This window comes from Marinobacter sp. tcs-11, assembly GCF_002049515.1.
GTDB classification, from domain to species: domain Bacteria; phylum Pseudomonadota; class Gammaproteobacteria; order Pseudomonadales; family Oleiphilaceae; genus Marinobacter; species Marinobacter nauticus.
Genome location: NZ_LLYU01000002.1, coordinates 362,954 through 375,337, shown reverse-complemented (window position 1 = coordinate 375,337; position 12,384 = coordinate 362,954). Strand labels below are relative to the sequence as shown.

The 12,384-nt window shown below is 47.0% G+C and carries 11 protein-coding genes; all 11 read right to left on the bottom strand.

The features are described from left to right. Positions 1-75 precede the first annotated feature (75 nt). Genes ARC85_RS04465 through ARC85_RS04415 form a run of 11 tightly spaced genes read right to left on the bottom strand, consistent with a single transcriptional unit; the run spans position 76 to position 12,346 of the window. A complete protein-coding gene (locus ARC85_RS04465; protein WP_286714364.1) occupies positions 76-957 on the bottom strand; it encodes a glycosyltransferase family 2 protein in 882 nt (293 codons plus the stop codon). A gap of 22 nt (positions 958-979) precedes the next feature. Beyond that, the gene (locus tag ARC85_RS04460; protein WP_286714363.1) at positions 980-2,116 is read right to left on the bottom strand and encodes a glycosyltransferase family 4 protein; all 1,137 of its coding nucleotides are present in this window, start codon (positions 2,114-2,116) and stop codon (positions 980-982) included. Next, on the bottom strand, positions 2,113-3,132 hold the full coding sequence (locus tag ARC85_RS04455) for a polysaccharide deacetylase family protein (protein ID WP_286714362.1): 1,020 nt from the start codon (positions 3,130-3,132) through the stop codon (positions 2,113-2,115). The genes ARC85_RS04460 and ARC85_RS04455 overlap by 4 nt, the downstream gene beginning before the upstream one ends. 8 nt (positions 3,133-3,140) lie before the next feature. Continuing rightward, the gene (locus tag ARC85_RS04450) at positions 3,141-4,442 is read right to left on the bottom strand and encodes a hypothetical protein (protein ID WP_286714361.1); all 1,302 of its coding nucleotides are present in this window, start codon (positions 4,440-4,442) and stop codon (positions 3,141-3,143) included. A gap of 12 nt (positions 4,443-4,454) precedes the next feature. Continuing rightward, on the bottom strand, positions 4,455-5,453 hold the full coding sequence (locus ARC85_RS04445) for a glycosyltransferase family protein (RefSeq protein ID WP_286714360.1): 999 nt from the start codon (positions 5,451-5,453) through the stop codon (positions 4,455-4,457). Then, complete coding sequence (locus ARC85_RS04440; RefSeq protein WP_286714369.1) at positions 5,450-6,553, bottom strand: glycosyltransferase; 1,104 nt, start codon at positions 6,551-6,553, stop codon at positions 5,450-5,452. Before ARC85_RS04440 ends, ARC85_RS04445 begins: the two co-directional genes overlap by 4 nt. A 9-nt stretch (positions 6,554-6,562) precedes the next feature. After that, the gene (locus tag ARC85_RS04435) at positions 6,563-7,720 is read right to left on the bottom strand and encodes a glycosyltransferase family 2 protein (RefSeq protein ID WP_286714359.1); all 1,158 of its coding nucleotides are present in this window, start codon (positions 7,718-7,720) and stop codon (positions 6,563-6,565) included. Then, positions 7,717-8,616: an XrtA system polysaccharide deacetylase gene (locus ARC85_RS04430; RefSeq protein ID WP_286714368.1), complete on the bottom strand. Its 900-nt coding sequence runs from the start codon at positions 8,614-8,616 to the stop codon at positions 7,717-7,719. The genes ARC85_RS04435 and ARC85_RS04430 overlap by 4 nt, the downstream gene beginning before the upstream one ends. A gap of 28 nt (positions 8,617-8,644) precedes the next feature. Then, on the bottom strand, positions 8,645-9,877 hold the full coding sequence (locus tag ARC85_RS04425; protein WP_286714358.1) for an outer membrane beta-barrel protein: 1,233 nt from the start codon (positions 9,875-9,877) through the stop codon (positions 8,645-8,647). 46 nt (positions 9,878-9,923) lie between these two features. Beyond that, positions 9,924-10,829 (bottom strand): P-loop NTPase family protein, encoded by a 906-nt coding sequence (locus ARC85_RS04420; RefSeq protein ID WP_023010388.1) that lies wholly within the window; start codon positions 10,827-10,829, stop codon positions 9,924-9,926. Beyond that, positions 10,829-12,346 (bottom strand): XrtA system polysaccharide chain length determinant, encoded by a 1,518-nt coding sequence (locus ARC85_RS04415; protein WP_286714357.1) that lies wholly within the window; start codon positions 12,344-12,346, stop codon positions 10,829-10,831. Before ARC85_RS04415 ends, ARC85_RS04420 begins: the two co-directional genes overlap by 1 nt. Positions 12,347-12,384: the final 38 nt, after the last annotated feature.

The window sequence follows — 12,384 nt, the reverse complement described above, 5'->3', positions numbered from 1 at the left end:
CCATGGTGGCAACGAATCCTGTGCAGTTGACGATGACCGTATTATCGCTGATTTTGAGACTTATTCAGAGCCTCCTTAGCTTTTGGAACCGAGCAACACTTTGCCTGCCCTGATAGGGTCCAGGAATCCCGAAGCGATGAGATAGCCTATCGAACGCCGCTTCTGACCACACTTCCAATATACTTGGCCAAGTCTGTAGTTTATCACCGCCTTACGTTTACGTATCGTGCGGTTTCTATAGGGGTAACGTTTCTTTGCGCGCTCAAGGATTTCCATACCGGTACGCCAACGAGTTTCTAATCCATTTGCACTGATTGACTCCCCATGCTTGCGGTAAAAAAAAGCAACTCCAGGAAGAAAGGCCACCTTAAACTCTTCCATGATTCGTAGCGCCATGTCATGATCTTGACCAGCTCTAAAAGACTCTTCGAACACCCCTACTCTGTCGAATACAGAACGCCTGATCAAGGAACCACCTGGTAGTGCCATATAACAATCAAGTAGAAGGTTGTTCGGGTCGCCGAATTCAGTATGCCTGTCGTCAGGAACCGTATACAGAAAGCCACCATTCGCATCGACGGCATTGCCTTGACCATAAACCAGACCGATTTCTTGGCTTTTTTCAAGAAAAGCAACCTGCCGAGCAAGTTTGTCAGGTGAAAAATAGTCATCGCTATCTAAAATAGCGATAAATTCACCAACAGCATGCTCTAAGCCAAGGTTAATTGACGAGGATTGCCCACGATTCTGATAGTTAACGTGTGTGTATAATTTAATTCGACCTTTTTTACTAAAATCCTCCAATAATGCTAAACTTCCATCGGTAGAGCCGTCATCAACGACTATAATCTCATAATCTTGATAGCTCTGATTCTCTATCGAAGAAATTGCTTCTTCGATATATCTAACCCGATTATAAGACGGGATAATAACAGATACCATTGACTTTTCAGACATCAATTACACCAAAATAGATGACCTAAATGAATTTTCTAACCTGAGAACTTATTCTAGAGGTAACTGTTGACCACTGATATTCTGAATCAACAGCATTCAGTCCATTACAACCTAAAGTACGAAGATCATTTTCAGAATTAATTAAATCAAGAATTACTTCGGCAAGTTCATCTTGGTCTCCAGGCTTTACAACAAACCCTGCATTGTTTCCCTCGATTAATTCGGGCATCACACCTGCATTAGAGCCGATGCAGGGCAAACCAAATGACATTGCTTCTATAAATACTTCGCCAAACGCCTCTCTGTGCGACGGTAATACAAACAAAGAAGCTAACCCAAAACATTCACGATACTTACGAAGATCTTCATCTTTCCTTTTATCTAAAAAACCAATACACTTGACCCCCGGCTCATCAATACCCCAATCTCTCCCTACTAAGGTAAGTGTAACGTCGGGGTTAGCTCTCCTTACTATTCTAAATGCGCCTAACAGATCTTTTCCGCCTTTTGACTCGAAAGAGTGACTCGCTACAAATAGTATATTCTTTGTGGAATAGTCTTTATCGCTAACATCTTGGGCTACAAATGGGGAACCAAATCCCGCATATATAACTTTATCCTCAGGCAAACCAAAATCTTTAACAAATGAATCTCTTAGAGTATTGCTCATAGTAAATATTGAACAAAGCTCTCCATAAACAGCCTTTTCAAAATTATAAGCGTTAACTTTTCTCTTATTAGAAATTAAACCTGGAGATAATGATCTAAAAAAACTTGAAAAATTATTATCATGAAACGAAAAAATCGGAACGTCAGAAAAAGGTGACTTTATAGACCTTCCAAGTCTATAATCAGACCCGATCTGAAGAATCGAATTAAAATCAGACCTCGATTCTGAAACAGCCTTTCTAGCGAACCAACTTGCTAAACCATACCTATTAACATCTAATTGATCCTTAACCTTCCAGAGTTCTTTGCTTAACGAAAAATTTGAGAGCAAAAGTGCCTTCCGAAGAACTGTAGGAATCTCAAAACCGGCCACTTCATTCATGCAACCAGATGCCATAAGTTCATTGAAAAGGCAATAAAAAGCAGAGCCCTTCCTTTCTTGAAACGCCAAGCCTTGCATCACACCTAATAACTTGACAGAGTCTGTCACAAATCACTCCAACTAAATTTGCTATCCCTGTTCAACAACACTGCTCCAACTCTATCAACTCCACAAGCAGTCTTTTTAAATGCGTAGAAGTCAGATCCAACGCCATGACGACGAATCGCAAATTGATCCTGAACTCCTTTCCGATCATAAAACGCAACGACCGAACTATGAAAGCCAAGGTCTTGAAAGATCGAACAGTAATCGATCGGAATGTCAGAAGGTTGACCGTTCGGGAAGCAAAAATGTCTAACCTCAACTCCCAGCATTTCCTCAATTCGGTCCTTGGAGCCTTTTATCTGAGAAACCACTTCCTCGTGCTCCATTGGGCCTAGACTGTAGTGAGAGAGAGTGTGTGCACCAATGGTTATACCATTTGAAGACATTTCTTTAACTTGGCTCCAAGAAACCGCTTTATATCTATCAGGTGCATACTTGGGTATATCTAGACCTAGAGTTTCACAAAAACAAGAAATCTTATATTCGATAGAAATAGGATCAAGGCTCAACATATTAGAGATGATATACGCCCAAATCTCATCCGTGGAGGAAAACTGGGCATAGTTATCCCGAAAGTGTTTAATGATTAGTTCCCTTCCGTCATCTAAACTACATTGCTCCAAACACCAACGAATGCGATCATACCAAAACCAGGTCTTTCCATCGATAAAATCTGTTGTTATGTAAAAAGTTGCAGGTATTTTATATTTTTTTAATATAGGGTAAGCAACGTCATAAAAATCCTTGTAGCCATCATCAACGGTAATGCATACACGTGGTTTTTTTGGTCGTTGCCTCAAATTGGCTGTCACTTCATCAATACTAACCAATTCGAAACTTTCAGTTAAATAATTGATTTGCTCCAAAAAACAGGAACCTGATAGCCTATCCGCGTCACCATCATCATCCGAAAATCGATGGTACATAAGAACTCTTGGATAATTATGTGTTAACAATTTTGCGACATAATCACCGCCCCTATCAAAAATATATCGGACTAATTTACTTTGAATGCTCATTTAAAATATTACTCTACCTTCAATTCAACCTTAGAGGGGCTGGCGGCTAAAGGAAGAGCATAGCCAACCTCATTAACAATGTTATTACCATCTGAGATATACAAATAAAGCTGGCCAGGAAAGAGGTCGGACTCCCTAAAACGAGCCGAAATTCTGTTATCCTCCCACTCAACTGGGATCAAGATATCAATGTTTCGACATTCATCAAATTTCTGAGAATCGCAAACAAAAGCTCTATGCCACGAATCATCAACATACAGCATGTCATAATAGATATTGGATCCAGGCTGAGCTCCATTAGACACTTGACTTTGCGCAATTTGATCATATCGACCAGGATGGTCAGAAGTGCGGGCTTTGAAACGTCTGTCAATGTTTTCTATGCCGTCGGTTCGAACGATAAGTCTCGCGTCATTCGCATCAATCGATCCTGAATCGAGTATGAATTCTTCCGTTTGCCATTGCCGGGGAGTCATATTTTTAACAACTTGCCAATCATTTGGCCATACCGATCCGTCTGTGAACTCGGCGGTCATTTTCATTTCGTACGTATCATTATAACCTGGACCAACATATACATTGTTTCTACTTGTTTCTGCCCAAAATCTTATGGTCTTGAAATTAAACGTTCTATAGGTACCTGTTGGATATTGGTCTGTCCCTTCACTATTTATAGCGGTTGCAGTTTCAGAAACCATTTCTTCACCAAAAGCAAAGTCTAGGCTCTTTAGCTCATTAATACTTCCAATCTCATTATTAAAGAAAATTGACCCGCTAATACCATCGGCGTTTAAATCAATCTCCTGAACTACCCCAGTAGCTCCCGACTTCTGACCTTTAACTATCTGACCAACTCTAAATTGACCTTTCAAGTTATTGAATCTCGCCCTTATCGCCACATCTTGTGTTGTATCGAAGTCAGCATACTTTTTTCTAAACACGTATACTCGTGAACTATCGTAATCCACCCACTCAAGAGCTTTTCCCGATGACATTCCATGATCCCAGACTACACTTGCTTTCGACGACGGATGGACAACTTCTTTTGAAAGCGCTCCATTAAACGAATCTCCCGACCAAGACTGGCGACCTAGCTCGAGGTTCGCTCTCAACCCACCATTAGCAGACCAATAGAATAAAGGTCGACTCTGGCTCTTCTTTCCAAAAGAGCTTCCCGTTATCAAAATCTTTCCATCTGGGGTAATTTCTCCTTCTACATCATCAATGACTGGCGACGAGTTCACGCTTACCGACAGAAACGTCGATAGAACCAAGACCAAGCTTTTTTGGAAAAAATCTATTCTACGCATAACATTTAAACCTCAACTGGAAGCGGTTTTTTCAAGCTCCATCATATTCTTGTGAAAACTGACTTCGTATTCAGTTTTTCTTTCCATAATTTTAGGATAGAAAATGCTTACATTCTCAGCCAATAACAAAACATTCTTTAAAATATCTTCTTTAAATGGTTGGCTATAAAGAAAACCTTTACCGAACGTATTCCTAATGATTGCTGTGTCTGAAAGAATTCCTGGCTTACATTCCGCGAGCGCCTCATAAGCCCCGCAAGTCAGGCAATCGTTTCTTTTCGTTAAAACGATCATGGCGTCACAACTGATTATCAAATCATGATAATCTGTATCAGATAGAAATCCGGTATATATAATTTTTTCATTATTTGGATTTTTCGCAATATTTCTCTTAAAATTTCCAGTTACATAACACGAAACATTTAATTCCGAAATATCACAAAATGCGTTTAAAACCTCTTCAAAAGGTTCATCTTCAGCCCAGCTACAAACATATAAAAATTTTATTCGAGAATCTGATCTCCAAGGCCTGTCAGAGGAGGAGGTTCTAGGGTTTTTATCGTAAAAGTGCTCAAGGCTAGGAAGTGGATCCGGTATTACCAATATCTTTTTAAGCGTACGGCAAAAGTCTTTTTTCAGACGTTCGTTAGAAACAATAACAGCATCCGCAAGCGAGTTAACAAACACCGCTACTTTATTCAAAATGGTATACTTACCTTCCTTTGGGTAAAGCCCAGAATTATGGCAATCCACAATTAGCTTATATCTAAAAACATTCTTAAGAAGCGCACATACGACAACTAAAACTACTGAGGGGTTTTGGCATATCACCACGCTTGGTCTAGTAGATCTAATAACAGAGAGTGTTTTGAAAGAAAGCAAAGCGTAACGTGGCAATCTACTTCGGTTGCTTATCAGCTCGTGCAGGATGAAGCCACTCTTTGCGCTGAGGCTTCGATTTCGTCTCTGGTTTTCCCAAGTTATCCAAACCCTCTTCTGATCCTTATTCATGACGACAAGGACTCATATAATTCTCGGTAAGCTTTCTCCATTACTTCAGCGCTAAACTGCGCATCTAACCTTTCTTTTGCTTTAGCTTTTATAGACATAAGGTTAGTCGAGTCCAAAAGAATAGTGGAAATATCCTTTGCGCAAACTTGCAAATTTTTTTCTAATCTATAGCCAAGCTCGCCCTTCATTAGAACATGATCGATTTCTCCGACGTCCCTGTATGCGACGAAGGTAAAGCTTTTCATAGCTTCGAGTAACGTCATTGGCAGCCCTTCCGACAAAGAGGTTATTAACAAGCAGTCGCTTTGCTGAATCAGTGTCGTGGCATCACTAACGTAACCTGTAAAGAAAACTTTTGAACCGAGGCCTAAATCATTTGCCAGTGCTTCTAATCGCTCTCTTTCCGGTCCGTCTCCCACCATCAACAATTCACTTTTAGAAATTTCTTTCTCTATCATGCTAAAAAGATAAATTGCCTCAGAATAATTTTTCTCCGGGGACAATCTGCCAACGCATATAAATTTAAGACTCTCTTTTTCTGAAGCATTGATAACATTCTTTGAGGATACTTTAGATTTAAAATCTTCAGTAGAAATTCCATTATATATGGTGTAGACCTTTTTAGATCTCATGATCCGTGGAGGCAGCTTATCTTTTATTTTATCGGAAACCAAAACAATTCTATCGAAATTCATCAAAAGGGTTTTATCTATAAAGTAATATAACCTGAGATAACTAAATAGTTTCGGCAAAAGATATCCATGAAGCGTTGCAATTTTTTTTATTTTCCTATTATTTATCAAAGACAATGATACGTAAATATTTGACTTATAGTTATGACAGTGAACTAGATCAGGATCAATATCATTCAAGACATTAGATATCATGGACAACTGCCGGATACTTATACGCTTTCTAAAAGGAAGAGAAATATAGTCTACATCATAGTGACCTAATTCTTTCTCGAAAACCGATGAGCCAGTGCCGACATTAAGGCTAACTACAGATACTTCTTGTCCCGCTTTTGCTTGGGCAACCGCCAGTTCAATGATTGCTCTTTCGGCACCAAATAGTCCGTTGCTAGCTGTGAAATGTATCACTCTCAAGCGTCACCCCTTCCTTGGATTCCAGACGACCTTCTTCTCGCCCTTGGCGAAGGCGACAAATGCCTTATAGGACGCAAGGTTTAACAACACGAAGTAGTAAGGCAGGGCATACACGGTAGAAAGCGGTTGCCCCCGGCTCTCTTTTTGATAGCCCGCCCACGCGAAATAGAGAAACAGGCCGTACCCTATCGCGGCTAACGCATACAACCCTTTCACCGGCGCCAGGTAGAGGGCAGCAATCGCAAGGGTTATCATCGGTGCAAAGGCCGCATAGCGCAGCAGCTTGTGGGAGATAAGCTGCCAGGCAAACACTGGATCGTTGGCCGGGCTCATGAGCTGTTTCATGTCTTTGAGCGCCCACAGTGCACGGAGGCTTACCCGCACCCGCATGCTGAATTCACTGCCCCCATCGCTTAACGCTTCTTCCTTAAGCAGCGCCCCAGGTTCATAAACAACGCGGTACCCCTGCTCAACCACTTTGAGTGGCTGAACAAAATCCGGCAACTGATCGGCATTCAGCTCGGAGTGCAGTTCTTTACGCATGGCGTCAATGCCACCGTCTACGCCTACCACAGAGCCTACCAGAGTCTCCTGTGCCCTGAGCCAGTTCTCGTACTTCATGTAAGCGCTGCAGCCGTCGCCAATCAGGGCGCCCTCCGGGTTCACGTAGACCATTTTTCCGGTTACGTAACCCACGGATGGGTCGTTGAAGTTACTCACCAGTGCTTTCAGGGCTTGTTGATCCCATTCGGAGTTGGCATCCGAAAACGCCAGGATATCCCCCTCCGCATGCTGTTTGAGCATGTTGAGCCCTGCGGTTTTGCCCTGACGGGGTACCTGACGAAAAAGTTTGACCGGGAAAGGCGCATCCGCGGCAACCGCCTGGACAATCTCGTCGGTTCCGTCCTCTGACTCATCGGAAACCACCAGGATCTCCAATTGCTCCCTGGGATAGTCCAACGCCAGCTTGTTTCTGAGCGTAGCCTCAATATCTTTGGCCTCGTTGTAGGCGGCGATAAGAATCGAAACTTTCGGCTGGTCAGCGCCGCTTTTGTTTACGGGCAAAGGTCGTGCGGATGCCAGCAGTCTGATACAGACGGGATAGCCGAAGTAGATGTAAGCCAACAACAGGAAAGATATCCAGAAAACTGTGACCATCATGCCATCCCTGCCACAGAACGAGAGCCTAGAGTGTTCGATGAGGGCTCAAGAACCCCTTCGCTTTCCAGAACCTGGCTCATGGTGGTAAACCGGAAATCAGACAACAATCTGGCCAATCTCTGTTCACACACATCGAGATTGTTGTAATGGCGGAAGCGGGAGAACCACTTTACATCCAGGCGGGGCTGGTCCGGATCTACTTCCCAGGGGTGAAGGTAAAACACAAAAGGCCGTCCCTGCCGGTTAATGGAGCCCAGTCCGTATCGACTGAACCAGTAGGGGAAAAGCCGGAAATATCCACCACCAGCAATTGGAAGGGTGTAACCCGGCAACTTGAACGTGCTTAGCGGGAACTCCGCCAGCTCATAGCCTTTATCGGTGGTCAGTCGATGGGGCCAGCGTGGCGTGCCGGGCATGCCATAGCGATCGTGATGCACTGGAAAGATGGACGAATCCCAGGTAAACCCCTGCTCGGCAAGGATATCCAGCGCCCAACGCGATTGGTTAGTAATGGAGTAGCTGGCAGCGCGATAGCCTGTTACTGGTGCACCGAGAATGTCCTCAAGAATCACCTTCGATCGCCGGGTTTCTTCTTTGAAGACGTCCGGCGTCTGGTTATAGATCAGTTGATGACTGTAACCATGGCTGGCAACTTCATGGCCTTGAGCCGCAATCCGTTTCACCAGCTCTGGAGATCGCTCAGCGACCCACCCAAGGGTAAAAAAGGTCGCTTTTACACCTGCCGTCTCGAATAACGCGAGAATGCGATCTGTATTCGCTTCAACCCGATACTCCATGGAGTACCAGTCGTCGTAGCGAACAGCCTCTGCCAATGCAGCTACCTGAAAGTAGTCTTCCACATCAATGGTCAGGGCGTTCCGTATCGGTTCTTTCATGGCCATAGCCTCACACTTCCTGTGTTGATCAGCGCAGTCGGTATTCCAGACCAACCAACACCCAGTTCTCATCGTATTCCCGGCTGGAAATATCGCTGGACTTGGTGTCGTGCCCTACCCTGGCCAACAAACTCAAATCCCTGGTTGCCTGGTGCTCAGCCCCGATCACAAGCCGGGCAACTTCGTCCTGGGTGTCGTCGCGTTCATAACTCAGGTGGTCAAAGCCCAGCGCCAGGTATCCGGTGGTCAGTTCCGAAAACTGGCGAGAATAGCGGGCATTAATGCCGGCTTTGTCTTCTTTCTCGTCGCTTTCCAGGTAATCCGAGCGATAAGCATAGAGGTCAAGATTCAGTGAGGAGGCGTCGGAAAACTGCTTGTTGATGCCGGTCGACAAAACGCTGTTTTCAACGGTGATGCTTTCGCGGAGGTTGAACTCGAACTCTCCGAAACGAAGGTCAAGCGTGGACGTGCGGTCTGTCAGCTCCCTTGAGGCATTCAGGTACCATTCGGTACTCGGATTGATTTGCCGGGTCAGGTTTATCTGGCCTACCAGCCCATCGCTTGACTGGTTGGTATTGGAGTAATCCGTTTCGATCTCACTCACGCCAACAGAACCGGAAAGAGAAGTGGTCGCCCACCGATTCTCGAAGGTGACCTGGACACTATTCACATCCACTTCTGCGCCGTAGTCGAATTCGGTTTCACTGTGGGAAATGCTCAGGCCACCGGTGAACGTTGAACTGAACAGGTGGTTCCAGGCGATAGAACCGGTATAGCGCTCACTGTCCGTTTCCTCCGGTTCGTCGTACTCGGTGTTGGCGTAGCGGGCAGAAAGATTGAGCCAGTTGGTGTCATTCAGACGCCAGAGGTATCTGGGGCCAGTGCTGAACACGTTTTTTCGGGTTCGGTTGTCCGGTGTGTCACTCTGGCGAGTGTCCTGGTTCACTTCCCTCAGGTTGTTGTCCACTTCCCAGTAAAGCTGGTTGGCGAGCTCGCAATCGCCCTGGAAGTCCATTTCCGCGAAGCTCTCGCTGTCAAAGCTATCGTCCTGCCACCAGGAATACCTCAGAGTGCCCAGGAAATCAGCGTTGCAGCGCCCGGGATCTGTCTGGTAACCGGCGGTAAGGTAGGCACGGGTCTCGAAATCGCTGTCTTCATTCGTATCTGCTTTGCGGGCATTGTCGGTGAAGCGGCTGTCCAGCCCGAACGTGACCTCACTTTGCGCAAACACGGGGAACGAGCAGGCACCAGCCAGTAACATTACTGGTATTGCCTTTATTGCAACGGGTGTCCCTACCCTCTGCCGATCAGCCATTGATCACCGCTCCTACAAACTTGTCCGGATTGAAAGCCGTCGCAGCTTGTTCGGCCGTCGCCGCAGTGATCTTGCCGTGAGGTACCACCAGCATGGCGTAATCGCAGAGTTCGGTCAGAATGCGGGCATCCGGAGATTCGGATATCGGCGCCGTGTCCAGCACGATGAAACGGTCTGGATAGCGACGACGGATTGCCTGCAGGAATTGCTTCATCCGGAAGGAGGTAAAAAACTCGGCCGGTGTTTCACGGCGACTGCCCGCCGGAATCAGCCTCAGCCTGGGAATACCGGTCGGATAGAGAATCCTGGAAATGTCGTAGTCCGGGTCATCCAGAAAGTCGGTCAGGCCTGTCTCGGGCATCACATCCAGCGTGGAGTGCAAAGACGGCTCGCGCAGGTTGCAGTCGATGATCAAAGCCGTCTTGGCCTGATCAAAGGCAAAGGCTGCCGCAAGATTCAGGGCTACAAACGAGGAACCGGCACCAGAGCTGGCACCACTCACGACCAGCGTGAAGTTATTGCCTCCGGAAACCTCGAGCAGCTTGGTTCTCAGATCCCGGAAGCGGTTGACCAGCGCGCGGTTGCGGGACTCGGGATAGATAATCCGACGCTCGTCGAGGTCGTCGTGCGTGAGCCTTCTGGGCTCCTGCATACGCACGATCTGCTTACTGATAACGTATTTATCAACCGCGCCGGGGCCCAGTTCCAGAGAACTTGGCACCAGCATGCGAGAGTCTTCGTCATCCCGGAAATCCAGCTCTTGTTTCAAACGCTCCTTGCGCTTCAGCCAAAAGGAATGCTCTTCACTGCCCGCCGGGCTGCTGCCGGTTGTCTCATTGCCAGAATTCTGGGAACCCTCGGGATCAAATCCGGACCGATCATTTCGTTGTTCTGGCATCAGATCACTCCCATTTGAGCTAGCACAACGATGGTCACATACACTGTTACCGTGAGCACCGCGAAAATTCCGATCAGTAACGTAACCTTTCGATCCCGTCGCTTTTCATAGGGTGTTCGTACCTCCGGAATCTCAACAAGAACCGGCAAACCAATGTCTTCTTCCAGCTGCTTCCTGGCACGAATTCGGGGATCTACCTGTAGTAGACCCGCAACCGCTCCAAAGGGTGCCGCCAGCCCCAGGAACAACCCAGCCGCAGCAAACATGGAGAACTGGGGACCGGAGGGTGTGCGCGGGAACTGAGCGGTTTCATTGATGCGGTAGTTTAGCCCCTGCCCTTCAATGTCGAGATGCATGGAGACCCGCGCTTTTTCCCGGCGTTTGAGCAGGTCATCGTAAATCTCACGGTTCACTTCCATGTCGCGGGTGAGCTCAGAGTACTGGGCCTTGTTGGCCTGGATGCGCTCCATACGCTTTGCTTGCTGTTCCAGCAGACGGGAGAGCGAAGTAATTCTGGTATCCACGGTGGCCATATCCGCCCGAGTGGTAGAGAGGTTCGCCCGCAGTTCCTGGTAGAGCGGGTTAACGGCTTCTTCGCCCTCAAGTGAACTCACGTCGGTCGGCCGTTCTGCCGCCTGATCTCGTTGTTTGCGCAGTTCCGCCAGCTGTTCCCGGAGTATCACGATATCCGGGTAGGTATCGTGGTATTGCAGCCGCAGACTATCCAGGCGCTCTTCCAGGATCCGGATCCGCTCTCTGTAGGTATCCTCAGTTCGGCCTTGCGTGATCGTGGGCCGGATGCCTCCGAGCTGGCTCTGAAGTGAAGCCGCACGGGTTTCAAGTTCTTTTTTCTCGAGTTCGGCCAGTTCCAGCTGATTGCGAAGCTGCGCCATGCGGGCATTGGCTTCTTGCTCCGTTCCATCGGTGTTTTCAGAGAGGAACTCCTTGAGCCGGTTCTCAGCCTGGGCCAGCTGCTGCTCGTAGCTTTTGACCTGTTTGTCGATGAAATCGTAGGCGTTGCGGCTTTCGGCCCGCTTACGGTCTTTGGTTTCTTCTATAAAGACCTGCCCCAGTTTCTGGGCAACGCGGAATGCTTCCATCTGGGAAGCGGAAGAAAAGCCAATACTGAAATAACTGTCGCCCCGGGGCCTGACCGACAAACCCGAGCGAATGTTCGCAATCCGGTACTCAAGTGCCGCCGGGTCAGAGGGCGCATCCGGATAAATTTCAGGATCCAAAGCCACTTTCTCGATCAGGCTCCGGCTCATCAGCAATTCTTTTGCAGCCGAGGTACGGTCGTTAATCTCCGTGGCCACGGCGCGCCCTTCCATCAACGGCGCAATGATGTTGCGGTCGTCTACGAAGATGATGGTGTCAGACTGATACTTATAGGGCCATACAAAGCCTGCTCCAAGCACAGCAAAACTGACAATCACAAACGCAAGAAACGCGAGGCCCTTCCGGCCCCGGACCTCGCGAATGATCTCCTGCGGTAACTGGGATAACGGTAATGCCATAACCTAACCCGCCTTCAGACCTTTTAGCTCTGCAACCA